18 protein-coding genes are annotated in these 24603 nt (G+C 66.6%); 5 read left to right on the forward strand and 13 right to left on the reverse strand.

The genetic code is table 11. The features are described from left to right. Positions 1–5: 5 nt before the first annotated feature. Positions 6–2039, forward strand: a complete 2034-nt coding sequence (locus tag N2652_01070; GenBank protein ID MCX7817800.1) for an ATP-dependent helicase — start codon at positions 6–8, stop codon at positions 2037–2039. Here N2652_01070 and N2652_01075 read toward each other — a convergent pair. Both N2652_01075 and N2652_01080 read right to left on the reverse strand, forming a co-directional pair. Beyond that, entirely contained in the window at positions 2036–2425 is a 390-nt protein-coding gene (locus N2652_01075; GenBank protein ID MCX7817801.1) for a secondary thiamine-phosphate synthase enzyme YjbQ, read from the reverse strand. The genes N2652_01070 and N2652_01075 overlap by 4 nt on opposite strands. Before the next feature lie 13 nt (positions 2426–2438). Then, positions 2439–2954: a peroxiredoxin gene (locus N2652_01080; protein ID MCX7817802.1), complete on the reverse strand. Its 516-nt coding sequence runs from the start codon at positions 2952–2954 to the stop codon at positions 2439–2441. A gap of 132 nt (positions 2955–3086) precedes the next feature. On the opposite strand from N2652_01080, the gene N2652_01085 reads away from it, so the two are divergent. After that, complete coding sequence (locus N2652_01085; GenBank protein ID MCX7817803.1) at positions 3087–4088, forward strand: glycosyltransferase family 2 protein; 1002 nt, start codon at positions 3087–3089, stop codon at positions 4086–4088. After that, a complete protein-coding gene (locus N2652_01090) occupies positions 4085–4975 on the forward strand; it encodes a CPBP family intramembrane metalloprotease (GenBank protein MCX7817804.1) in 891 nt (296 codons plus the stop codon). The genes N2652_01085 and N2652_01090 overlap by 4 nt, the downstream gene beginning before the upstream one ends. 12 nt (positions 4976–4987) lie before the next feature. Here N2652_01090 and N2652_01095 read toward each other — a convergent pair whose 3' ends face one another. The 3 genes from N2652_01095 to msrA all read right to left on the reverse strand — a co-directional run bounded on the left by N2652_01095 (position 4988) and on the right by msrA (position 7965). After that, complete coding sequence (locus N2652_01095; protein MCX7817805.1) at positions 4988–5938, reverse strand: omptin family outer membrane protease; 951 nt, start codon at positions 5936–5938, stop codon at positions 4988–4990. Positions 5939–6041: 103 nt separating this feature from the next. Beyond that, on the reverse strand, positions 6042–7304 hold the full coding sequence (locus N2652_01100; protein MCX7817806.1) for a DUF4010 domain-containing protein: 1263 nt from the start codon (positions 7302–7304) through the stop codon (positions 6042–6044). Between the two features lie 43 nt (positions 7305–7347). Continuing rightward, positions 7348–7965: a peptide-methionine (S)-S-oxide reductase MsrA gene (msrA, locus tag N2652_01105; GenBank protein MCX7817807.1), complete on the reverse strand. Its 618-nt coding sequence runs from the start codon at positions 7963–7965 to the stop codon at positions 7348–7350. Between the two features lie 105 nt (positions 7966–8070). Here msrA and N2652_01110 point away from each other — a divergent pair, with 105 nt between their 5' ends. Continuing rightward, positions 8071–9390 (forward strand): sulfatase, encoded by a 1320-nt coding sequence (locus N2652_01110; protein MCX7817808.1) that lies wholly within the window; start codon positions 8071–8073, stop codon positions 9388–9390. 159 nt (positions 9391–9549) lie between these two features. On the opposite strand, the gene N2652_01115 is transcribed toward N2652_01110, so the two are convergent. The 8 genes from N2652_01115 to N2652_01150 form a co-directional block, all read right to left on the reverse strand. After that, positions 9550–10443: an AsmA family protein gene (locus tag N2652_01115; protein ID MCX7817809.1), complete on the reverse strand. Its 894-nt coding sequence runs from the start codon at positions 10441–10443 to the stop codon at positions 9550–9552. After that, positions 10440–11852 carry a nucleotide sugar dehydrogenase gene (locus N2652_01120; GenBank protein MCX7817810.1) on the reverse strand — a complete coding sequence of 471 codons (1413 nt, stop codon included), beginning with the start codon at positions 11850–11852 and terminating at the stop codon, positions 10440–10442. The genes N2652_01115 and N2652_01120 overlap by 4 nt, the downstream gene beginning before the upstream one ends. 88 nt (positions 11853–11940) lie before the next feature. Beyond that, positions 11941–13530 (reverse strand): NAD(P)-binding domain-containing protein, encoded by a 1590-nt coding sequence (locus N2652_01125; GenBank protein ID MCX7817811.1) that lies wholly within the window; start codon positions 13528–13530, stop codon positions 11941–11943. A gap of 236 nt (positions 13531–13766) precedes the next feature. Beyond that, positions 13767–14990: an argininosuccinate synthase gene (locus N2652_01130; protein MCX7817812.1), complete on the reverse strand. Its 1224-nt coding sequence runs from the start codon at positions 14988–14990 to the stop codon at positions 13767–13769. 66 nt (positions 14991–15056) lie between these two features. Next, complete coding sequence (locus N2652_01135) at positions 15057–15998, reverse strand: SH3 domain-containing protein (protein ID MCX7817813.1); 942 nt, start codon at positions 15996–15998, stop codon at positions 15057–15059. Beyond that, a complete protein-coding gene (gene tilS, locus N2652_01140) occupies positions 15995–17479 on the reverse strand; it encodes a tRNA lysidine(34) synthetase TilS (GenBank protein ID MCX7817814.1) in 1485 nt (494 codons plus the stop codon). Before tilS ends, N2652_01135 begins: the two co-directional genes overlap by 4 nt. 14 nt (positions 17480–17493) lie before the next feature. Beyond that, positions 17494–18768, reverse strand: a complete 1275-nt coding sequence (serS, locus tag N2652_01145) for a serine--tRNA ligase (GenBank protein MCX7817815.1) — start codon at positions 18766–18768, stop codon at positions 17494–17496. Between the two features lie 96 nt (positions 18769–18864). Next, positions 18865–20649, reverse strand: coding sequence for an FHA domain-containing protein (locus tag N2652_01150; GenBank protein ID MCX7817816.1), 1785 nt, complete (start codon positions 20647–20649; stop codon positions 18865–18867). A gap of 96 nt (positions 20650–20745) precedes the next feature. Between N2652_01150 and N2652_01155 the strand changes: the two genes are divergently transcribed. After that, positions 20746–24558: a DUF3857 domain-containing protein gene (locus N2652_01155; GenBank protein ID MCX7817817.1), complete on the forward strand. Its 3813-nt coding sequence runs from the start codon at positions 20746–20748 to the stop codon at positions 24556–24558. The last annotated feature ends 45 nt before the right edge of the window (positions 24559–24603 follow it).

Here is a 24603-nt window from a genome sequence, read left to right on the forward strand (position 1 = left end):
CCGCGATGAGCGCCCCTTGGCTCGAAGGCCTGAACGACGCGCAACGCCTTGCCGCCACCCATCCCGGCGGGCCGCTGCTGATCGTCGCCGGTGCGGGAACCGGAAAAACCCGCACGCTCGCCGCACGTGTCGCCCATCTGATCGCCAGCGGTGTGCCCCCCGAACGTATCCTGTTGCTCACCTTCACCCGCCGCGCCGCCGCCGAGATGCTCGCCCGCGCCAGCGCGGCCGTCGGCGGTGCCGACCCCGCCGAAACGGTGTGGGGCGGCACTTTCCACTCCATTGCACACCGGCTGCTGCGCATCTATGCGCCCGCCGCCGGTCTCTCGCCCGACTTCATGGTGCTCGACCCTTCCGATTCTGCTGACCTGCTCGACGTGCTCCGGCAGCGTCTCGGTCTTGGCGGAGGTGCCGGGCGATTTCCCCGTAAAACGCTTTGCTGGGCGATCTACTCCCGATGTGTGAACGCCGATTCCCCCCTTACGGACGTGCTCGCCGCCGACCATCCCTGGTGCGCCGACCGGGCCGACGACCTCCGACGCCTCTTCGCCGCGTATGTGGCTGAAAAACAGCGTCGACATCTACTGGATTTCGACGACCTCCTCCTGTACTGGCTGGAGCTGGCTCGCAGCGAGGAGATCGGCCCCCGACTCGACGAGCGTTTCGAGCACATCCTCGTCGACGAGTTCCAGGACACCAACGCGATCCAGTTTGCCTTGCTGGAGGCGATGCGACGCCGCCACCGCAATCTCACCGTCGTCGGCGACGACGCGCAAAGCATTTATCGGTTCCGCGGAGCTGTCCCAGACCAGATGCTCCGTTTTCCGCAACGGTTTCCAGACGCCGCGGTTCTCCATCTGGACCTCAACTACCGCTCCGTCCAGCCGATTCTCGACACCGCCAACCGCCTCCTCCGAGAACGCCCCGCCGCAGCGGGTTACCCGCGTGAACTGCGCGCCGTGCGCCGCGGCGGCACCCGCCCGCGACTGGTGCCATGCCGAAGCGAGGGGTTTGAGGCGCGGTTCGTCGCCGAAGCGGTTCTGCGCCACGCAGAAGAGGGCATCCCCCTTCATCGGATCGCGGTGTTGATGCGCGCGGCAGACCACTCCGCCGATCTCGAGATCGAGCTCGCACGGCGCCAAATTCCATTTCGAAAGTACGGCGGGCTACGCTTCCTTGAAATCGCGCACGTGAAAGACGTGCTGGCCATCCTGCGGATCGCTCAAAATCCCGGGGCGGAAATTGCGGCATTTCGGACTTTCCAGCTGCTGGCGGGTGTCGGCCCGGCCACCGCCGCAGCGATCTGGGCCTCCTGGGCAGCCGCCGGCCACCTGCCGGACGCCCTGCGCGCCGCACAGGTCCCTCCCGCGTCCCGCGCCGAACTCAACGCGCTCGCCGATCTGCTCGAAGCACTGTGGCGCAGCCCTCCCACGCCGGCGGCCGCAGTCGCCGCCGCTCGCGAGTTCTACCGGCCCATCTGTGAACGGATTCACGACCGCGCGGACGCCCGCATGCGCGATCTCGAAAACCTCGAGCGCATCGCCGCCGGTTACCACCGGCTGGCCGATTTCCTCGCCGATCTCGCGCTGGACCCGCCCGCCGCTGCGGGCGATGAGGCCGGATCGCCGGTCAAAAACGACGACTGGCTCGTCCTCTCGACAATTCACTCCGCGAAAGGGGGCGAGTGGGACGTCGTCTTTCTGATTCACGCCGCGGATGGCTGCCTTCCTTCCGACCTCGCTGCGGGCTCCGCCTGCGAACTGGAAGAGGAACGACGGCTCTTTTACGTGGCCGTCACCCGCGCGCGGGACGTGTTGTACATCAGTTGGCCCCTCCAGTTCCGCGTTCGCAGCCCCTCCCGCGATGCGCGCACCGTGACGGCACCTCCGTCACGCTTTCTCACCGCCGCGGTTCGCGCCACCATGGATGAAACCCCCTACCCCCCGGCCTGCGAACCTCCGCCCGAATGCGCCCCCCTCCCCCTTGTACCCGGGCTCCAAGAACGCTTGCGCCAGCGCTGGAGCCGACTGGCCACCTAACCGGCGGATACCCAGATCTGGCGGGTGCGCGGACCATCAAACTCGCACAAAAAGATTCCCTGCCATGTGCCCAGCCGAAGACGCCCGCCTTCGACCAGGACCCGGACGGACGAGCCCATCAGCGATGCCTTCACGTGTGCGGCCGCGTTGCCCTCCTCGTGAGCCCAGTCGCTGCGCCACGGCACCAGCCGCTCGAGCGCGGTGAGCAGGTCCCTCACAACGTCCGGATCCGCGTTCTCGTTGATCGTGATCCCCGCCGTCGTGTGCGGCACGAAGACGGTCACCACGCCGTCCCTTACGCCGAGCTCGCGCACCGCCGCCTGTACCAAATCCGTCACCGGCACCAATTCCGACCGCCGCGACGTGACCACCGGATACGCGCGCATCGCTTTTTCGCCCTCAGGGCGCAGATGGTTTCGCCCCCAGCCGGTCGAGCGCGGCGACCAGATCGTCCCCGTGGGTCGCGACGGAGACGGACGTGATCACCTCGGCGATCTTGCCCTCCGGCGAAATGATGAACGTGCGCCGCATCGCAAAGAGCCCCATCGGCGCCAACACCCCATACAACTGGGCAAGCGTTTTCTTCGAGTCCGAGATCAGTTCGTACGGAAGTTGATGAGCGGCCTTGAATTTCTTCTGCGTCTCAAGATCGTCGAGGCTCACGCCATACACGACCGCGTTTCTGGCCACCAGCTTCGCATACGCGTCCCGCGCCGAACACATCTCCTTCGTGCAGCCCGGCGTGAACGACTTCGGGTAAAACATCAGAATCACCCACTTTCCCCGCAGCTGCTCGAGCTTCACCGGCCCGCCCGTCGACTCCGCTTCAAACGGCGGCGCTTCCTCACCCGCCCTCTGCCCGCGTGCCATAGCGGCCGCCATCACCGCGAGCACGGCGGCGACGATCCGTTTCATCGCGACACCTCCTGACTGTGACGCTACCCACTTTTTCGCGTCCCGCAAGTCCGTACCACCGAACACACATGGTGCCTCGAGCGTCGTGGGCCGGGACTTGTGGGCCGCTCGGCCGGTCCCTAGGATGTCGGCATGGACTGGCCGGGACCCCCTGCACCGGCACCCGATGTCTCGATCGTCGTGCCGGTGTTCAACGAACGGGAAAGTGTGGAGCCGCTCTGTCGCGCCCTGCATGAGGTGCTGCAGCGACACGGTCGCCCCTACGAGGTGATCCTCGTCGACGACGGCAGCACCGATGGCTCCTGGGAGGTGCTTCGCCGCATGATCGCGGAGCTTCCCCACCTTCGCGGCATTCGGCTGCGCCGCAACTTCGGCCAGACCGCCGCGATGAGCGCCGGCATCGATGCCGCCCGCGGCGCGGTGATCGTCACGCTGGATGCCGACCTCCAGAACGAGCCGGCCGACATTCCCACTCTCCTGGCCGCGATGACCCCCGACGTGGACGTGGTCAGCGGCTGGCGTCGAGAACGCAAAGACCCCTTCTGGACGCGCCGTCTACCGTCCATGATCGCGAATGGCCTGATCAGCCGCATCACCGGCGTCGCGCTGCACGATTACGGGTGCACGCTGAAGGCCTATCGCGCGGAGGTGCTCCGCGGCGTCCGGCTCTACGGCGAAATGCATCGCTTCATTCCGGCGCTGGTCAGCTGGGTCGGCGCGCGGGTGGTCGAAGTGCCGGTCCGTCATCACCCGCGGCGTTTTGGCCGCTCCAAGTACGGCCTTTCCCGTACGCTCCGCGTCGTGCTGGACCTGATCACGGTGAAGTACCTACTCCGCTACAGCCACCGGCCGATGCAGATGTTCGGCAAGATCGCGCTGCTGCTGGGCGTGCCCGGCCTGCTGCTCTTTGCGGGAATGGTGGCGGCCCATCTCTCCTACCGTCTGTTCGGCACCACGTTCGGAGCGGAGCTGATCAAGCGGCCATTCTGGCTGTTCACCGCAGGTGGACTGGTGCTGACGGGCGTCGAGTTCATCGCCATCGGGCTGCTGGCGGAGGTGTTGAACCGCACCTACCACGAGTCGCAGGACCGCCCGATCTACACCATCCGCGAGACCATCGAGTCCCCCCCATGATCGCCCACGCGGCCGCGTTGCGAGACGGAGCAGAAGAGATCGGGGCGCTTGGACGGCTGCTGGAACGGCCGCTCAGCGCGCTTGCGCTGCACGTGGTTTTCGTCGCCTCTCTCGTGGCGAGCGTTCTCGTTGTCGCGACGCTCGCGGTCCGCCGGCCCCGGGCGAAGGAGCTTCTGGCCCGTCCCTGGACCGACTGCGACCTGCTGCGTCTGGTCTCCATCGTGCTGGCGCTCGCCTCGCTGGCCGGAATCGCGACCTGCTGGGCCGAACACCGTTGGAGCAACCGCTGGACAACCGAGGAATGGCGCGCACTGAACCTGTCGATGCAGAGCGTCACGTTCCACTGGCCGATCCTCGCGTTTGCGGCGGCGCGCATGCGACGGTTGGGCGTCCGCTCCAGTGACGCGTTCGGAATGTGTCGGCGTTCGCTGCCGCGCGATGTGCTATTGGCAGGCGTCCTCTATTTGGCCGCTCTGCCGATCGTCTCGGCGACCACCTGGGGTGCGAAAACGGTGATGCGCTGGCTCGGTGTGGAGCCTGCTCTGCAGCCGGTGCTCGAGGCGACAATCGACGACGGCAGCGGAACTCTGCGGGCCTATCTGGTGTTTCTAGCGGTCGTCATTGCTCCAGTGGCGGAGGAAATTCTTTTTCGCGGCATCGGCCTGCCCGTGCTCGCCCGACGGCTCGGTCCGGTCGCCGCGCTCGGCGCGACCTCGCTGATCTTCGCGGCCATTCACTGCAACCTGGCCGCGGCCGCGCCACTCTTCGTGTTGAGCCTTGCCTTCGGTCTGGCTTACCTCTACACGGGTTCGCTCACCGTCCCGATCGCGATGCACTCCGCGGTCAATGCGGTCTCGTTGGCGCTCGCGTCGTGGCTCGCCCGCTGAGCGGCGCGCCGCTCACCACGTAAAGCCGGCGCCGAAGCCAAGCGACATCTCCTCGCCCCGCAGCTCCTCCTCGATCGTCCATTGCTCGCCGGCCGTCATTTCCTCCGTAGTCGCATACACTCGGTTCTTCGAATAGCCATCCGCGCTCAACGCCCACCATCGCAGCGAGGCCGTAAGATACCAACGCTTCGAAACTTCATAGCGAAGCAAGGCCTCCGCGCCCAACGCTATCCCCTCCGCATCCATCTCCGCGACCACTGCCCGCAATACGTGATCGTCCCGATCCCGTAGGCGGGCGAGCGGCGAAACATAGCCCCGAATCTCCAGGCCCACCTTCAGCTGACGAAGCCTCAGCGCAAGCTCCGCGTACGGCAGGTCGGCCTCCACGTCATATTCGATTGCGACGCCCGACCAGGTGTCGGGCGGCACGTCCGGCGTCGCCGGGTACACCTGCACCCCGTCTCGGGCCTCCCATGAATGCGAGTGCCGGGCCCAGCCCGCCCCCACCCCTAGCGCCCACTCCTGCTCACCCGGCCGAACCCGGCGCAACGGCCACCAGCGCACGCCACCTTCGATCGTCCACCCCTCGTACCGCGCGTCGCTCTCCGAATAGACTGCGAGCATCTGTTGCCCGCTAGGATACTCCCAATCCGAGTCCTTCACCGTCCCGGCGTCGTCTGTGAGCGTGTGGCCGGCCCGCACCCACCCCTCCCAATGGTCTCCCGCATGCACGCGCAGCCAGCCCTCTGCCACAAGCGCGCGAATCGGAAATTCGAGCCGGCTTATCGGAAACGGCAACAGCTCGCCGCCCCCCTCGAACCAAACCCGCCGGCCAATCTCATACCGCATCGCTCCCTCTCGGTGGGCCGCGCCAACTCCCGCATCCACACCGATGGCTTCCGCCGCCACCGTCGCGGCCATCATCCCGGCCGCGAGCGATGCCTTCAGTTTCCTCTGTGTCATGGCGCCACTTGCACCCCTTGTCCGATGAACCCCGACACCGTCCTGCCTCCGACCCGTGACGACCCACACCGCCGCTCGTCCCACCGTTACATCGCGGTCCGCCTCAGCCTCCCGTCGGCGCAGTCGTCAGCGCCGCGAGGGCCAGCAGCGACAGCAGCCCCACCCCCAGCCATCCGATCGCCCGCCGCACCGCCGGCGCGCCACCGGCCGCGACCATGCCGCATTTCACCAGCGTATTCGCGCCAGCCGCAGTGAGCACCGCCGGCGCCAGCCACGGATCCGCAGCCCGCCGTGCGCTTTCCGCCAAGGAGAGCGTGATCGCATCCACATCCGTCAATCCGGCCAGCGCGGCCGCCAGCAACAGCCCCGCACCCGGCAGCACCGCCCGCGCAAGCCGCACCACCGCCGCAATCCCAACAAACATCGCCGCAAACTTGATCGCCGAACCGAGACTGAACGGGCTGCGCAGCGGCACTTCCTGAGAGGGTCGAGCGGCGGCCCGCCGTCCTAGCACCGCACCTCCCAGCGCACACACCACGACCGCCCCTACCAAACCCGCCCACAGCGAACGAAACAACGCCGGGGCCGTCACCGCCAGAATCACCCCGATGCGCACGAACATCACCGCCCAAGACCACGCAATGCCAGCGGCCGCAGCCGGCGCCAGCGCCTCCCCATCCGCCCGACTCTGCCGGGCCAGAGACAGCGTGACAGCAGTGGACGATACCAACCCCCCAAACACTCCCGTCGCCATCACCCCCCGCTGCGGCCCGAACCACCGAGCCGCCACATAGCCCACCATCGACAGCCCCGAAATCAACACCACCAGCCACCAGGCCCGATAGGGATTCAGCACCCCCCACGGATCCACCGCGCGGTTCGGCAGCAAGGGCAGCACGATGAACGTCGCGATCAGCAGTTTCAGCCCCGCGTACAGGTCGGCCCGGTCCAACCGGCCCACCAGCTCGTGCAAGGGCGTCCGATACGCCATCACTGCGGAGTTCAGAATCGCCAGCGCGACCGCCAGCGACGCTTCACCCGCCACTGCTAGCCCGCCGAGCAGATACGCGCTCAGCGCGGCCGCCGACGTCGTCAAACCCGCGTGATCGCCGTGAGTGCGCGCCTGCGCACTCATCGCGGTCAGCACCAGCCCCGCCACCGCCAGGAGCCCCGCCGCAAACAGCCAGGGCCACTCCAGCGCACGAGCCAGCCACATCGCCACGCCGCCCGACTCGGCCACCAGTATGAACGTCCGGATCCCACCAATCCCGTATCCCTTCTCCGCGATCCGCTTCTCCCGCTCGACACCAAGCAGCGCTCCAATGAAGATCGCGATCGCCAGATCCCGGATCAGTTCAAAAGTCATCACCGCGCGCCCCTCCTCCTGGCCTCCGTTCAACCGCCCTCGCTCATTCTTGCAAACCCAGCTTGTTCAGCTTCGGGCGAATCACAAACCGGCAGTAGGGCGCATCCCGGTTTCGCCGGTAGTACTGCTGATGATACTCCTCTGCCGGATAGAACGGCCCCGCCGGCTCGATCGTCGTCACCACCGGCCGATCGAACCGCCCCGACGCCTGCAGCGCCGCCTTCGACGCCTCGGCGGCGGCCCGCTGCCGCTCGTCATGCACAAAAATCGCCGAACGGTACTGCGTACCAACATCGTTGCCCTGGCGATTCAATTGCGTGGGATCGTGTGCACGCCAGAAAACCTCCAGCAAATCTTCGTATCGCACTTTCGCCGGATCGTACGTGATCTGGACCGCCTCCGCATGACCCGTGCGGCCACTGCAGACCTCCCGATAGGTCGGATTCGTCGTCGTCCCGCCAGTGTACCCCGACACGACCCGCAACACTCCCGGCGTCTGACGGAAAATTTCTTCGATGCACCAGAAACAACCGCCAGCGAATGTCGCCACTTCCGCACGTGCCGTCGCCCCCGTGGACGATGCTGCGCTCATCGGACGCTCCTCCGCCGCCTGCGCCACGGCGACCCACAGCCCCAACCCAACCGCCTTGGCTGCGTTCATGTATCCACCCTACGATCCCCCCGTCGGGTTGCAAGCTGTCGTCGCGCTTGCTTGCGATCGCCCCCCCACCTATCATGCCCCCGGCTCGAAATGGAGGTGTGCCGAATGCGCTCCCGATTTTCGTGTGTGCAATGGCTCGGTTGGGCTCTGGGCGCGGTGTGCTCGATCGCCGCCGAGCCGCGCCCGAACGTGGTACTGATCATCTCGGATGATCACGGCTGGCCCGATTACGGCTTCATGGGTCATCCGCACGTCTCCACCCCGAACCTCGATCGTCTCGCCGCCGGCGGGCTGACCTTCACGCGCGGTTACGTGACCACCGCGCTGTGTGCGCCATCGCTCACCAGCCTGCTCACCGGCCTCTACCCCCACCAGCACGGTATCACCGGTAACGACCTCCGTGCGCCTCCGGATCGCCCCGAGGCCGGTGGCATGCGCGGCGACCGTCGTCCCCTCATCGACCGACTGCTCGCAAACACCTTTCTTCTGCCCCGGGCTCTCTCCGCTGCCGGCTACCGCACCATGCAGACCGGCAAACTGTGGAATGTCGGTTACGCGGAAATCGGCTTTACCGATGGCATGACCCGCCCCGGCGGACGGCACGGCGGCGAAGGGCTCTCCATCGGCCGTGAGGGACTCGAGCCGATCGCCCGTTTCGTGCAGTCCGCGATCTCAGAACAGCGCCCCTTCTTCGTGTGGTATGCGCCGTTCCTCCCCCACACGCCACACAATCCCCCCCCGCGACTGCTGCAACGCTACACCGGACGCGGTCTTCCACCGGCCGCGCAAAAATACTATGCGATGGTCGAATGGCTGGACGAAACGTGCGGCGCGCTGGACGAGATCCTGAAGACCAACGGCGTCTTCGAGTCCACGCTGGTGATCTATCTCGCCGACAACGGTTGGGACGCAGAGCTCGGCGACAACAGCCGCGTCGCGAAGCGCTCGCCCTACGACCTCGGCGTCCGTACTCCGGTGATGGTCCGCTGGCCGGCACGCGTCCGTCCGCGTCGGGACGACGACTCACTCGTCTCCATTGTTGATGTGCTGCCCACCATCGCACACGCCTGTGGTATCCCGACGCCCGCCGGCCTGCCGGGCATCAATCTGCTCGACGCCGAAGCGCTCGCCCGTCGACGCGCCATCTTCCTCGAAAACTACACGGTTGACATCATCGACATCGCGCGCCCCGAGCGCAGTCTTCTGAGCCGCGGGGTGATCGCCGGTGAATGGAAGCTGCTGGTGGCCCAGCCCGCCGCGACGATGCCGACGGGCGAAAACAGCAATCCGCCGCGGGAGCCAATCGAGCTGTACCGCATTCGAACCGATCCACGGGAAACTCAAAACCTCGCAGCTCAAGAACCGGATCGGGTCCGGGAACTGCGGGCCCTTCTGGACGCTTGGTGGGCGCCGCCCACCCCCTGACCAACGGGGCCCTTTCCCGTTTTTCGCCGCGCTGCACCATCACTCGATCCGCACAGGGCGCAAGCGTTTTATCTCCGATTGCCGGCCAGCCACTGTTCCGAACCGCGCGCGACCTTCGGCCTCTTCCTGTTTGGGAATGGGAGAAACCTCGACACCACGCTAGAAGACACCCGGCAGCGCGCGGCGCAGGCCGTTCCCTCCAACACCCGGAAGATTGGTCGCCACCTCCCCGCCAAGCTGCTGCAACAATCGCATCGCGCCACGTTCAAGCTTCTCCATCGCCCGGCCCGCCGCTTCCGTCGCCGTCTCGGTGAGCGCCTCTGCGATCAAAATCGGTGCGGCACGAACCGCGATCACACCGGCCAGTTCACTCCCGGCCGCCCCCAGGTCACACACGTTCGTCAGAGTATGGTCCACCCGGACGTCCAACCGCCGGATCCGAGGCGCGCGTTCCTTCGAAGAAAACTCTCGCAACTCAACGGTGCCCACTTTCAGGTTGAGCTGCCCGATCCGCATCGCGGGCGCCGCCTTCGAAACGGGGGCGGGGGGAGCACCCGAAGACCCCTCCGAATCGCGCCGCCCCGACCCGGCGGGCTCTGCGGATGGCTCGACGGGTTCCACCGGTGGACGCCGCCGCTCGGCCGGCACCGACGCTCTGGACGCGGCCATCTCACCGATTCGCTGCCAGTTCATTTGCCCGTCCGCTCTCCGCACCACGACCACCCTCGGGACATCGAGCCGCACCAGCTCGAGACGCGGCTCGCGTCTCCAGAGAGCTGACCACGACGCAACGATCAACAGTTCCCGGATTTCCAGCGCCTCACCGGGGCCAAAACCATCCGGATTTTCGACCCGCACCTCTTCCAGGCGAACCCGCAGCGGCCACAGTCCGCCGCTGACTCGCCCCACCCGGACGTCTGCGCCGGTCGCTGCCCGCAGCGCACCCTCCATTCCAGCTCGCGCCAACCGCGGCGCAACGATCCCGCCCGCAATCAACAGCGCGATCAGCAGGCTCGCCGCGATCGCGATCCCTCGTGCGCTCGCGCCTCTCACGCGACCCCCACCCCCGACGTCCACACCGCCGGGTCCCCGCCGTGGATTCGCGGCGGCGAACCAACCGGCACAACGTTGAACCCAATGCGATGCAGCGCGTCCGCGTCGAGCAGGTTCCGCCCATCAAATACGAACGCCGGCCGTTCCATCTGCGCGTACAGCCGGGCCCAGTCCAGCTCGCGGTATTCCCGCCAGGCAGTGAGCACCGCGATCGCGTGCGCGCCGCGAGCCGCCGCATACGGGTCCTCATAGAACTCCACCCGATCCGCGACGTCCGCGAGGTCCCGCCGTGCATTCTCCAACGCCTGCGGGTCGGTCACCGCAAGATGGGCGCGCTCCGCCAGCAGTGCCCGCGCAACAGCGATTGCGGGACTGTCGCGCGTATCGCCGGTGTCCGCCTTGAACGCAAACCCGAACAGCGCGATCCGTTTTTCCGCCAGCGTGTTGAACATTCGCCGCACCATGCCCGCAACAAACCGGCCCTGTTGCCGCTCGTTCATCCGGACCACGCCGATCCAATAGTCCGCCACCGCGTCCAGACCGGCCGCGCGGCAAAGATATGCAAGATTCAGCAAATCCTTTCGAAAGCAGGATCCGCCAAAGCCGATGCCCGCCTCCAGAAACCGCGGCCCAATGCGGCGGTCCAACCCGATCGCGCGCGCCACCTCGCGAATGTCCGCGCCGGTCGCTTCGCACAGCTCCGCGATCGAGTTGATCGAACTGATCCGCTGCGCGAGAAACGCGTTCGCGGCCAGCTTCGCGAGCTCCGCCGACCATACGCTCATGGTGAGGATCCGATCGCGCGGTACCCACCGCGCATAAATCTCCACCAGCTCGGCCACCGCCGCCCGACCCTCCGGCGTGTCCCGACCGCCAATCAGCACCCGATCCGGCTCCAACAGGTCGCGAACCGCCGTGCCTTCCGCCAGAAACTCCGGATTCGACAGCACCTCAAAACGTCGCGGGCCGATCCCGTCGTTCAGAATCCGTTCCATCGCCTCCGCGGTACGCACCGGCACCGTGCTCTTCTCAACGACGATTCGGGGTCCGTCCGCGTGCGACCGGATCGCGCGCGCGCTCGCCTCCCAAAACTGCAGGTCCGCCGCCATTCCGGCCCCCTCACCAAACGTCTTCGTCGGCGTGTTCACGCTGACGAAGATCAGTTCTCCCCGTCGCACCGCTGCGCCCACGTCCGTGGTGAATTCCAGATTTCGCCCTAGCCGGGAACGCAACAGCGGCTCAAGCCCCGGCTCGTGGATCGGCGGCACGCCCGAGTTCCATGCCCGCACCCGTCCCTCGTCTCGGTCCGCCACCACAAAGTGGATGTCGGGACACCGGTCCGCCATCACCGCCATCGTCGGCCCGCCGACGTAACCGGCGCCGATGCACGCGACTGTCCGGATCGCCATTTGGTGCACCTCACTCGTGGCCGGCCCTTCGGCCCCCGTCCGGCCAGTATCTCCCGGCCGCCCGCGCCGCGCAAATGACGCGGCGCATCTACAGCGTCACGGAACAGGCGATGTCGGCGGTAATCTGCCGCGCAATCCGCTCCACGACGTCCGCGGCGACCGGCTGGTTCACCCGCAGAATCGCCAGCGACATCTCCCCCTTCGAATCGTGCGGATTGCGAACATCGTCAATGTTGATGCCGGCGCCGGCGAGCATCGCGCCGATTTGTCCCAAGACCCCGGGCCGGTCGCGATAGGAAAACGCGACCAAATGCCCCGCCGGTTCGATGTACAGTTTGTGGTAATCGTCCACGCGCGACACCATCAGCGCCCCCTCCGCGACCGTGCCGCGCACACTGGTGCGGCGCATCACGCCGCCCCCGTGATCGACCGTCAGATCAATCGTGATCGAGTTCCGATACCCCTTGCTGTCATCCGTGACCCGATCGGTGTATTCAATGCCGCGATTTTGCAACACCTTCAGCGCCGCGGACGGATCCATCGAGCGGTCGAAGGTCTCGTCCAGCGCGGCAACGATCGGCACCAGCAAGTAGTTCGCAAACGGCTTCAGCGCACCGTAAAAGCTGGTTTCGATCATCTTCAGCGGCCGCTCCGAACCGGCCAGCGCGCGGCAAAACCGCGTGAGCCGGAACGCGAGATCCGCGTACGCGCGGTCGAGCCCCTCCGGAATGTCGCGGTTCACAATGTAAGAGGTGATGCCCTTCTCGTCGAACTCGATCAACTGCTCCGCGGCCCTCCGCGCGGCGTTCGCGTTCGCCTCCCGGGTGCTCGCCCCCAGATGGGGCAGCATCAGATCCGCAATGTCCGCAACGGACTTCGGCCCTTCTGCGTCCTTCGGATACACATCGTTCAAAAACCGGATCTGCCGTTCCGCCTTCACTGCCCGAAGGTCCTCCTCCACGACGATGCCGGCCCGCGCGCAGTTCACTAGGATCGCGCCCGGCTTCATCCGCGACAGCAGCTCCCGGTTCACCATTCCCCGCGTCTTCTCATTCTCCGGCACATGAAGCGAGATCACGTCCGACTCCGCGAACAGCTCCGGCAGATCCACCAGCGTTACGCCGTACTCGGAGGCCAAATCGGGCGACACAAACGGATCGTGGCCGAGCAGCCGGCACTCGAAGCCGCTCAACCGGCGAGCCAGCAGGCGGCCGATCGCCCCCAGACCGACGATCCCCACCGTTTTGCCCGACAGCTCCCGGCCCATGAAGGCCTTCTTCTCCCATTGCCCGGCGCGGCAGGACGCATCGGCCTTCACGATGTGCCGCATGTCCGCCAACACCATCGCAATCACTTCCTCCGCCACCGCGTTCGCGTTGGCACCAGGGGTGTTCATCACGTCGATTCCTTTTCGCCGCGCATAGCGGGTATCGATCGTGTTCACCCCAGCGCCTGCACGAACGATAACCTTCAACGCCGGTATCGCATCCATCACTGCGGGGGTCACTTTCTCACTGCGCACAATCATCGCATACGCATCCGGATGCGATTTCGCAAAGGCCAGCAACGCCTCGTCAGACGCAATGGAATCGTCCTGAACAACTGTATAGTTCCCGTGCCGGCGCAAAATCTCCGCCGCAATCTTGTCGAGCTTCGTCGGAATCAACACCTTCTTCATCGGCGACCCCCGTTCCTTCACCAACTGCCCTGGTCACTCACTTCTGCCAATCACCACACCGACACCGTTGTATCAACAACAACATGTTCCATGCAAGCAAAGATACGCTACGACAATCACAAGAAGAGCGCATGCATTCACAATATGGAACGAATCCCGGAGCCACCGAACCCCCTCCACACAAGTATGTTGGACCCCCTCTCGGCACGCACCATCGTTGGCGTTGGGCCCAGCGTCTAACGGGCTTCCGGCTCCCCAACCGCCGCGCGCACCGCCGCCCGCATCCGCAGCCGAAGCGCCTGCAGCCGAATAAAGCCCGTCGCGTCCGACTGGTCATAGCCCCCGGCCTGCTCAAAGGACGCGATTCCAGGGTTGTACAGCGATTGAGGAGATCTCCGACCCACAACCATACAACTGCCCTTGAACAACTTCACGCGCGCAGTCCCCGTCACCGCGGCTGCCGCCGCATCCATGGCCGCCTGAAGCATCTCCCGCTCGGGAGAAAACCAGAACCCGTAGTACACCATCTCCGCATATCGGGGCACGAGACTGTTGCGCAAATGAAGGACTTCGCGATCCATGGTGATCTGTTCGACCGCCTCCCGGGCGCGATGTAGCACCGTCCCGCCCGGCGTCTCGTACACTCCGCGGCTTTTCATCCCCACAAAACGGTTCTCCACAAGGTCCACGCGGCCTACCCCGTGCCGGCCCGCAATCCTGTTTAGACACTGCAGCACCTGCATCGGACTCATTCGCCGACCGTTCACCGCCACCGCGTCACCACGTCGGAACTCCACCTCCACATACTCCGGTTCGTCTGGAGCGGCTTCCGGCGAACACGTGAGTTTGAACATGTCCGCCGGCGGCTCCGCCCACGGATCCTCGAGAATGCCCCCCTCGTAACTGATGTGGAGCAAATTCCGGTCCATCGAGTAGGGCTTCTCCACCGACGCCTCCACCGGAATCCGCTGCCGGCGGCAGTACGCGATCATGTCCTGCCGCCCCCGAAACTGCCGGCGAAATCGTTCTTCCCGCCACGGCGCAATGATCCGAATGTCGGGCTTCAGCGCCATCGCGGTCAGCTCGAAACGTACCTGGTCGTTCCCCTTCCCCGTCGCGCCGTGCGCGATCGCGTCGGCGCGGTACTTCTCCGCCAGCTCCACCAACCGGCGGGCGATCAGCGGCCGCGCAATCGAGGTGCCCAGCAAATACCCCGACTCGTACACCGCCGCGGCGCGAAGCATCGGAAAGACATAGTCCCGCGCAAACTCGGCGCGAAGATCTTCAATCACGACCTCGGCAGCACCGGTGCGTCGCGCCTTCTCCTCCAGCCCCCCGAGTTCCTCCTCCTGCCCGATGTCCGCACAAAACGCAATTACCTCCGCACGGTAGGTGGTTTGCAGCCACTTCAGCAGCACTGACGTGTCCAGCCCACCCGAATACGCGAGCACGATTTTCATTCTGGATCATCCCTCTGGTTTGAATATGATCGCGCGATGGCGACCGCCGTCGCGTTACGTCTGCCTTCAATCGGGCAGCACCGAAATTTGATCCACCACCACCACCGGATAGCGGCTGCCCTGCACCCAGTACTGCCGGCCGCGGATCCGCAGCCGCCGCTCGAGGAAGGACTGCAACTGCGCATCGTTACCCCTCAGATAACAACTGGTCTCCGCGGCGCCACCAGTCTCGTCCACCAGCTGATATCGCGAGGGTCGGCCGAGTGTGAGCATCGTCGCCCTCACCCGTCCCTCCCGCTGTACGACGGCGCCCTGGTTATCCACCGGCGCCAGCCGCAAATCCGTGGGCACGTACTGCGGAGCGACCGGCGGAGGGGGAGGCACCGCGACCGCCGGCGGAGGAACGGGGGGCGGGGGCGGCCGGCTCGCAACGGGCGTCGAGCCGCTCGGACTGCTCGCCAGTGGCGGCGAAGCTGCCGGCACCGCCGCCGGCCGATCGGCCGGCACCGCCGGCGCCCCCGCGCCTGACGGCGGAGACTCCGTCCGTGCCACCACCGCCGGTGCCGGCTTCGGGGGCTCGGGAAACCGCACCAGCGATTTCGCAATCCATAACGAGGAGCCGGGAGGAGGCGCGATCTTCAGCCAGTCCCCGAATTCCCCGCGCACCTGCACCGTATCACCCCGTTTCAGCTCGCCAACCTTCGGATAGTTGATGCCCGGGCCTGCCCGAACCACCAGTTTGGAGGCGTTGACCGTCCCCTGCTCGACAAATTCCCGGTGCACCCACAGATCAAACTCGGCTGGTGGCACAATCTCGACCCAATCGTTGCTGATGCCGCGCACCTGCACCACCGCCGGCTCGCTCAGCTGCCCGACCACCTCCGCCTGAGGATGTGGTCGCGCCCGCACGTTGACGCGCTCGCCCCGCACCGTCGCGTTCGTGGGCTCCGCACCGGCGACCACACTACCGCCGGCCAGCACCCCGGCGACCACCCACCAGCGTTTCATGAGTTCCTCTCGCGGCCGGACTTTCGCCCGCAATCGCCAACTATAGTCGCCTCACCCTGCCTTTCCAAGCGGCGACGCAGCGTGAGACGCCAGCTCGGCGCGCGCGGATGCTTCACTTTCGCCGCTTCCGCTACGCGGTAACCCGGTAGCCAGATGATTTCGCGCCCCTGAAGCACCACCGGCCATCGGGCCCGCACCTCGCGAGGCGTCTTTTCGTTCGTAAACACATCGGAGAGTTTTGCGGTGCCCGGCGCACCCAGCGGCCGATAGGCATCGCCCGGCCGCCACCGCCGGACGGTCAGCACCTCTCGACCAGTGCCGCGAGCGATCCACGCGGTGGCCGGCAACCGACCGATCCCGTGCTCCCCCACGGTTCGCCATCCGCGATCCGCCACCGCCTCAAGCTCAAAATTGGCTCCGGCCGGCCGCACGACGCCGGGCAGCCGAAACCGTACGGCTCTCCACCCCGTGCAGCATCGACGATCCGTTTGCGCTCGCAGAGCTCGCAGCCGGCCGGACTCCACCGATATCCTCCACCCACCCGCCAACGTGAGGCGTTGGTCGCCTCCCGTCGAGGCGATGCCGCGAACCGACTCCGTGACGGCCCACGTCAGCGCGCTGTCAGGCACGCCCACAGACCGCAACCACAATCGCACGACGCGTCGCTGAATCGCCAGCGGCATCCGCCCCCAACCCTCCACAATCAGCTGCCGTCTCTTCAAGCGACGCCGCATTGCGCGCCGCGTCAGCACCGCCAGCAGTGCGTCCTCTGCGGCCAGGATCTCCGCAGCGCGTGCGAGCGTCACGCGAACGTTGCGAGCAACTTCGCGCTCAACCGCGGGCAGCAGCCGGAACCGAATGCGATTGCGGACGTGCCGCAAGTCCCGGTTGGAGGCGTCTTCCCGCCACGGAAGACCTTCGGCTGTCAAACCCTCCCTCACCTCTTCGCGCGAAACCTCCAACAGCGGGCGCACAATCCGCAGCCCCTGCACGACGGTATCGCGCGACATCGCGGAAAGGCCCTCCGCCCCCGCTCCGCGCAACAGACGCAACAGCACCGTTTCCGCCTGATCGTCGCGCGTGTGCGCAAGCGCAACGCGATCGGCGCCAACCCGCCGTGCCACGGTTGCGAACCACTCGAGCCGAGCGACCCGCGCAGCCGCCTCAAGGGAAAGCCCTCGTCGCCGCGCGATAGCGGGAACGTCCCGACGGCCAACCACGCACGCCACGCCAATGCGCCGCGCAAACCGCCGCACAAACGCTGCATCTCGCTCCGCCACGCGACCGCGAATCCGATGGTCAAGATGTGCGGCGATCAGTTTGGGCGGGCCGTCACCACAGATCCGCCGCAGCGCGGTCAACAGCGCCACCGAATCAGCGCCGCCGCTCACCCCCACCAGTAAAGTCCGGCAGCCCTCGAGCAGCCGGTGCTCCCGAAGCGAGCAACGGACCGCCGCAATCCACCGCGGTTCCCCTCGCACCCCGCCTCCTCCCATCAGACCGGCGGCGTAATGCGCGTCCGACCCTCCAGGTAGGGTGCCAACGCCTCCGGCAACTCGACCGATCCATCGGCCTGTTGCCCGTTTTCCAGTAGCGCCACCAGCAGCCGCGGCAGCGCGACCCCAGACCCATTCAGCGTGTGCACATACGCGACCTTCCCATCGGGCCGGCGATATCGGATGCCCGCCCGCCGCGCTTGAAAGTCCTCAAAATTGCTGCAGGAAGAGACCTCCAGCCAACCCCCGTGCCCCGGCGCCCACAACTCCAGGTCATAGCACTTCGCCGCCGCAAAGCTGAGATCCCCCGTACACAACGCCACCACCCGGTAGTGCAAACCGAGCCGCCGCAGCACTTCCTCCGCATGCGCGGTCAGCAGTTCAAGCTCCTCATAGGACCGCGAAGGCTCGACAAACCGCACCAGCTCCACCTTGTCGAATTGGTGCACCCGAATGATGCCCCGAGTGTCCCGACCTGCCGCCCCCGCCTCACGCCGGAAACAGGGGGAATAGGCCGTCACGCAGATCGGTAGCGGCTGCGTGATGATCTCCTCGCGATAGAGGTTGGTCAGCGGCACCTCCGCGGTCGGGATCAGGTAGAGATCCTCTTCGGCCAGCCGATACATGTCCGACGCCAACCTCGGCAGTTGACCCGTACCGGTCATCGCGGCGGTGGTGCACAGATAGGGCGGCGCCACCTCCAGGTAACCATGCTCCCGCGTGTGCAGATCCAGCATGAAACGGATCAGCGCGCGGCGCAGCTCCGCACCAAATCCGCGGAACAGCGGGAATCCGGCGCCGGACATCCGCGCCGCGCGGGGCAGATCGAACAAGCCCAGCGCCTCCCCGATCTCCCAATGGGGTCGTGGCGGAAATGCAAACTCGCGCGGGCGCCCCCACGTGCGCACCACCACGTTGCCGCTCGCATCGGCCCCCACCGGCGTCGTCGAGTGCGGAAGGTTCGGCAACAGCAACAGCCGCGCATCCCGCTCCGCCTCCACCTGCCGCAGTTCACGCTCGATCCCACCGATCCGCTCGCCTAGTGCCCGCACCTCCGCCTGCGCGCCCGCCGTGTCGGCCCCCGCCGCCCGGAGCCGCCCAATTTCCTTCGACTTAGCGTTGCGCTCGCCGTTCAACGCGTCCCGCTCCGTCACGAGCGCCCGCCACCGGCGATCCAGTTCAAGCAACCCGTCAAGATCAAAGTCCGAGCCACGATTTTTGAGCGCCGCGCGAACGTCCGCTTCGCGCTCCCGGATGATTCGAATGTCGAGCATTCCGTTCTCCCACCGGCCGCGCACCGGCCGTCGCCATACTAGCACCCGCCTCCCCGCGAGCGAATCCGCCCCGCCGCCGCCACAAAGGAGCGGTGTTCAGTCGAGTCCTTCCAAATCCGCCGGCCGTGCCGTCTCGAGCACCGTCTGACCACGGTGAAATACCCGAACCCGGTAGCCGTGAAATGCCGAGCCGTCGCGCTCACGAGCACCACGGGGGACCAAGTAGGAAAACGAGAGTTGACGCACTTCACCCGGCTGCCACGGTTCCCCCGTCAGATTGAACCGCCGGCTGCCCTGCGCCACACGGCTGCGAAACACCCGCGGCGGATCCCCGCGACGATCAAAAAACGCGACGTCGACCTGCAACTGATCCAGCGGCAGCGGCTCGCGTACACCGTCCAACTGGAGCTGAAGATTGAGCACCCTCACCTCGTCGCGCTCGGTATCGGGCGGGAAGCGTGTCAACTCCGCCTTCCGCACTGTGAACCTCGGCCGGGCATCCGCTGTCGTCGCCGGCGTTCGCAATGCCGTCCGGACGGGCTCCGCCGGAGTGGGGCCGGACAGCGTTCCCCCCACCACCGTCGCCACCGCCGCGGTCTGCCCGCCAGGCGGCCTGCCCACTGCCCCACCTGCGCCGACAAGATTACCTGTCGCCGGAGTGTCTCTCGCCGTCACCTCGCCGGGCCCGCGGACCGGCACGGGCGCGGCAGGCGGCGCTGGCGGTTCGGCGGGAGGCTGCGGTCGCGGGGCCCTGAGTGCCGCCAACACGGACGGCGGCAAGTCCGGCGCAGTCGGCGCCGTCGGCGCCGCACCGGTGACCGATGCGGCACGCTCGAGCAACGGCGGGGGCGCCAGCGACACCTGGCGCTCCGCCAACCGCACAAGCTCCTGAAATGCCGTCTCGTAGAAGGGTGAATCGCTGCCGAGCCGAAGCACGTCGGTCCATAGCGCCTCCGCATCTCGAAAGCGGCCGGCCTGCTCCGCCGCGCGCGCCCGGATCATCAGCACGCGCGGAAATGCTGGATCCTCGCGCGGTACGCCCTCCACTGCGCGAGCCGCGCGCTCCCATGCACCCGCCTCCGCCAGCGCCTCCGCCGCTTTTACCTGAAGCTCGTAGGGCGAGCGCCTCGCCGCCTCCGGCACAGCCGGCCGCCCTCCATCCGAAACGACCAGAGCTGCCGGCGAAGACGTCTCGGTCGGTCCCGCAAGCCGGACGGTGTCAACCGTCGCGGAACGGGTGGTCACCCCCGTGCTGGAGAGGGGTAACGCCGCCAACGCCGGCTCTGCTGGCGGCGCTGGCGTGGGCCGCGGCAGCTCGACCGGCTCGGCCTCTCGGCCCGCAGTCTCGGCCGCAGCCACCGGGGAAGACGTCGCTGCGGTCGACAGCTCGCTGATCAACAGCCCGCCCGGCGGCGGTGTCTGTGGCGTCACCACGCGCGCCGCTTCACTCAGCGCCGCAGCCTCTGCGCCCGGCGGCACCGTCGCGGCCGTCGACCACCATCGCCACACGGCCCATCCGCCTCCCCCCAGAGCCAGCGCCAACGGTACCACCCACCGCAGCGCCGGCGCGCATCTCTCCATCCACGGCAACCTCGAACGATAGCGGATTCGTACACCCGCGATTTCGATCGTATCACCGTCAGACAACAAGCGGTCCGTTGTTACGATCTCGCCATTCAGCTTCAAAAGGTCGGACGGCGCTCGAGCCAGGCGTCGCAACATGACCGCGCCGGCCCGCTCCACGATTTCCGCGTGTCGGGGCGCAACACCCGGCGCATCCACCCAGAAGTGACATGTCAAATCCGACCCGATCACCAGCGAGCGGCGGTGAATCTTTCTCCGCCCTCGGGCGGGACCATTGAGAATGTCGAGCCAGTACATTCCGCGCCCAAGGATAGCCAAATTCCCGCCCCTCCTGAACCCCGCCATCCTGCCGCCTCCCTTGGTGGGGCCCGACTCGCGTCGTATATTTCTGTCATGATCCGTTGCACACCCGCCAGCACCGCGCTCCTTCTCCTCCCGCTGTTCATCGCCCGAAATGTATCGGCATGGCTCGCGATCGACCCGACGGCCGCCCGCCGTCTCGCGGAACAGTGCGACCCGGCGTTCATCGCCAATGCGGATCTCGTCGTGCTGGATCAGTTCGAACGTGCCCGATACGGGCCCGACGGCACCTCCACGAGCTGGTACGAAAACTGCACACTCGTCCTAACTGAAAAGGGCCGCCGCGATCTCGCGGAACTCTCGATCCGGTTCCTCTCCATGTACTCCACCATCGAGGTCGCCCGGGTCGAGCTCGTACGGCCGGACGGCCGGCACGAGCCGGTCGATATGTCGCGCACCACCCGTGTTGCAATTCACGCCGATCAGATGGCGGAGAACATCTACGACCCCGACATCAAAGTGCTCGCCATCGGGGTGCCGGGCATCGAAACGGGCGACGTTGTATGCGTCTCGCTTGTCGAGCGACGGCATCGAACGCGAATTCCCGGCCATTGGTTTGATCTTTGCATGCTCGAAGGCGAATCTCCCCTTCTGCGTGCGGTGTATGAGGTCGAGGCGCCGACCGAACGGCCGTTGCGCCACCTCGCGCTACGAGGCGGGCCGGCCGGCCATGTCCGCTATGAAGAAGAACCCTGGGCGGGCGGAACGCGGCACCGCTGGATCGCCACCAACGTGCCCCGGATGTTCCCGGAACCGCGCATGCCCGAGCCCGGTGGAGTCCTGCAGCGAGTGCTGGTGAGCACCTGCTCCGACTGGCCGGAAGTCTCCCGCTGGTACTGGAACCTGTGCCGCCCTCGCATGACGCCGGACGATACGCTTCGGCAACAGGTGAGGAACCTCGTCGGAGACCGGCCCGACGAGCGCACCCGCGCCGATGTGCTGTTCACCTTCGTATCACAACACATTCGTTACCTCGGCATCACCGCGGAAACCGAAGCGCCCGGCTACGAACCCCACGACGTGACCCTCACGCTTAGACAGCGTCACGGCGTCTGTCGCGACAAAGCGGCACTGCTGGCCGCGATGGCCTCCGAGGCGGGTCTGCGTGGTTTTCCCGTGCTCATCCACGCCGGCATGTCACTCGATCCCGAGGTGCCTCTCCCCTATTTCAACCACGCAATCGCCGCGATTCGTTTTTCGGACGACACGACCGCGCTGCTCGACCCGACCGACGAGGCCAGCCGCGACTGGCTGCCGGCCTACTTGGCTCACCGCAGCTACCTGATCGCGACCCCCGTTGGAGAGCCCCTACGGATATCCCCGATCCCCCCCGCTGAATCCAACCTCGTCCGTCTCGTCACCGAAAGCCGTCTCGGTCCGGATGGGCGGCTGCTCGGTCGCTGCGCGGCAGTCTTCCTTGGCATCAATGACAATGCCTACCGCAACTACCTCGCGCGCCGCAGCACGACGGAGCGCCGTCGCTTCTTTGAAACGGTCGCCCAGTCCGCGCTGCCCGGTTGCCGAATCCGTGCACTCACCCTCGATCCCCCCGACCTGCGCGATCGAAGCCGTCCGCTGCGCGCCGAATGGGAGTTTGAGGCGCCGGCCCCCGCCGTGCTGACCGGGGAGATCGCGCTTCTCTCTCCGCCCTCCTTTGCACGCGCGTTCGGCGTGATCCACCGCGAACTGGATGCGCTCTCGCTTGAACATCGCCGCTACCCGCTCCGCCTTCGCTCGACGGGCGGCGTGGACGAGACTTGTCAGGTAGAAACAACCCGTCTTCCCATGCCTCCGCTCCATGTGCCCCCACCGCACCGAGTCGAGCTGCCGACGGTGCGATCGGCCGTCGATTGGGAGGTGGATGGCAACATCCTGCGGCGACATCACCGGTGGACGTTCCACGCGATCGAGATTGCGCCCGAAGCCTACCGACAATTTCGCGACGCCGTTCGTGCGCTGGTCAGTGAACAGAGGCGACGCGTGGTCTTTCGCGCATCTCCGGCTCCGTCCGCTTCGTCCGCCGCCCCGCCCGACCCTCCGCCCGCCGCGCCGGACCTCGACATCCAGCGTCACATCACTGACGTGGTTTGGATCGGCCCCGGCGCATGGATGGTCACCAACGAGGTCGAACAGGTACTTCTCACCTACGCTGGCGTCAAAAACGCCGCTGAGCTGAAACTGCCCTTCCTCGAACGCCACGACGAGCCGCGGGTGCTGCTGGCGGAGGTGATCACCCCGGAGGGTACGACGAATGTTCCCGCTCCACGGGATCTGCAAATCATGGACCAGCCCTGGACCGCGGGCGCACCACGCTACCCCGCCGGGCGTCTCCTTGTGGCGGGCCTCCCCGCTGTCGCGCCGGGGGCGCGGATTCGATACCGCACGCTGCTGACGGTGCGAAACCGCCCCTTTTTCGCGGAGGCGCCGGTGCTTGCCGGCCGTGACCCGGTTCGAGAGCGAATCGTTCGCCTGTATGCGCCGACCGGCATCGCACTCCGCGTCGTCGAACCGTCCGCGGCAAAACTTGCCCGGCGGGAGGACTACATCCGTAACGGTATGCAGGTGCAAGCCTGGCGCATACTCCAAATTCCCGCCACCGCTCGCGAGCCCTCCGAACCCCCGCCATGGCTCGCTGGACGCTGCTGGATCTTCAGCGACGGCGACTGGGCCGGCTACGCGCGCCAGCTCCGGGAAAGGTTGGAGCAGGCAGCCTCGCAAAGCCGCGAGGTCACGGAACACGCCCGCGCAATCGCACCCACCACGCTACCGCTGAAGGACCGCCTGAGGCTCATCCGCGACGCGGTCATTTTGAGGGTCCGCGCCGCGGGCCCGTCCCCCACCTCCCTGCCGTCCGACGCGCTCACTCCCGCGGACCGTGTCTGGGCGGACGGCTACGGCCACAGTGCCGATCGCGCCATCGTCCTCATGGCGATGCTCCGCGCGATTGAATTGTCTCCCGAATGGCTGCTCGCCACCCCTGTCCCAGGGAGCGCCGCCCCGCACGCTCCCTTCTGCGAGGCACCCTGGCTGTCTCCCTTCGACCGGGTGCTGCTCAGGGTTCCTCTCCCGGACGGCTCCGCCGTCTTGCTCAATGATACCGACCAGTACGCCGTGATCGGCGCCTCTCCCTCTCGGGGCTCGCTCGCACTGGACCTTGTCGATGGGCGCATCATCACCCTTCCCGATCCACCCGAGCTGAGCGACCGTACCGAGATCGAGTTTCAGATCGCGCTCAACGCGGACGGGTCTGCGCGCGTCCTGCGGCGAACCCGCTTCTACGGCATGCACCACGCCGATCATGTTCGCCAACTCTGCGAGCTGACGCCGGAAGAACTCCGACGCCGCGACCTCGCGGAACTCGCCGAGATCGCGCTCGACGCGGATCCCGATGGCCCGCCTCTTCACATTCTCAACGAACATCCAGCGGTCGAAGAGCTTCGCTTTCGCATCGCCTCCCTCGCTCAGCGCGCGGGTGTGTGGTGGCATCTTGAGCCGCCGCTGCCGCTGACGACCATCCCCGGTGTTCAGGGAGAACGGCGGACCCAGCCGCTGTACTGGGAGAAACCCTTTCGCGAAACTATTACCATTCCCATCCGCCCCCCGCCGGCATTCGCCGCTTTTCCGGACTTGCCGATCCCCATGGCATGGTCCGATCCGGGGTCGGGAACCATCCAAGTCTCAGTCGCGCGTGGCGCCGACGGCACACTCAGCTACACTCTCCAAACAGCTCTCGCAGCCGGCCTTCACCCTCCTTCTGCGTTCGACAAGCTGCTAAACGTGTTGCAACGTCTGCGCCATCCGGCATCGAGAACGTGGGCGGGTCGTGTCGCCGCGCCCACCCCATGAGCCGGTTCCGCCCGGATGCCGTCACTCGGGTTCGCGTTCCCCCAC

Source organism: Kiritimatiellia bacterium, assembly GCA_026417735.1.
Lineage (GTDB): Bacteria > Verrucomicrobiota > Kiritimatiellia > PWTM01 > PWTM01 > CAACVY01.

Excerpts from the sequence above, each read along its gene's own strand:
- N2652_01070 (MCX7817800.1), top strand. The coding sequence starts at position 6 with ATGAGCGCCCCTTGGCTCGAAGGCCTGAACGACGCGCAACGCCTTGCC.
- N2652_01075 (MCX7817801.1), bottom strand. The coding sequence starts at position 2,425 with ATGCGCGCGTATCCGGTGGTCACGTCGCGGCGGTCGGAATTGGTGCCG.
- N2652_01080 (MCX7817802.1), bottom strand. The coding sequence starts at position 2,954 with ATGAAACGGATCGTCGCCGCCGTGCTCGCGGTGATGGCGGCCGCTATG.
- N2652_01085 (MCX7817803.1), top strand. The coding sequence starts at position 3,087 with ATGGACTGGCCGGGACCCCCTGCACCGGCACCCGATGTCTCGATCGTC.
- N2652_01090 (MCX7817804.1), top strand. The coding sequence starts at position 4,085 with ATGATCGCCCACGCGGCCGCGTTGCGAGACGGAGCAGAAGAGATCGGG.
- N2652_01095 (MCX7817805.1), bottom strand. The coding sequence starts at position 5,938 with ATGACACAGAGGAAACTGAAGGCATCGCTCGCGGCCGGGATGATGGCC.
- N2652_01100 (MCX7817806.1), bottom strand. The coding sequence starts at position 7,304 with ATGACTTTTGAACTGATCCGGGATCTGGCGATCGCGATCTTCATTGGA.
- msrA (MCX7817807.1), bottom strand. The coding sequence starts at position 7,965 with ATGAACGCAGCCAAGGCGGTTGGGTTGGGGCTGTGGGTCGCCGTGGCG.
- N2652_01110 (MCX7817808.1), top strand. The coding sequence starts at position 8,071 with ATGCGCTCCCGATTTTCGTGTGTGCAATGGCTCGGTTGGGCTCTGGGC.
- N2652_01120 (MCX7817810.1), bottom strand. The coding sequence starts at position 11,852 with ATGGCGATCCGGACAGTCGCGTGCATCGGCGCCGGTTACGTCGGCGGG.
- N2652_01125 (MCX7817811.1), bottom strand. The coding sequence starts at position 13,530 with ATGAAGAAGGTGTTGATTCCGACGAAGCTCGACAAGATTGCGGCGGAG.
- N2652_01130 (MCX7817812.1), bottom strand. The coding sequence starts at position 14,990 with ATGAAAATCGTGCTCGCGTATTCGGGTGGGCTGGACACGTCAGTGCTG.
- N2652_01135 (MCX7817813.1), bottom strand. The coding sequence starts at position 15,998 with ATGAAACGCTGGTGGGTGGTCGCCGGGGTGCTGGCCGGCGGTAGTGTG.
- serS (MCX7817815.1), bottom strand. The coding sequence starts at position 18,768 with ATGCTCGACATTCGAATCATCCGGGAGCGCGAAGCGGACGTTCGCGCG.
- N2652_01150 (MCX7817816.1), bottom strand. The coding sequence starts at position 20,649 with ATGTACTGGCTCGACATTCTCAATGGTCCCGCCCGAGGGCGGAGAAAG.
- N2652_01155 (MCX7817817.1), top strand. The coding sequence starts at position 20,746 with ATGATCCGTTGCACACCCGCCAGCACCGCGCTCCTTCTCCTCCCGCTG.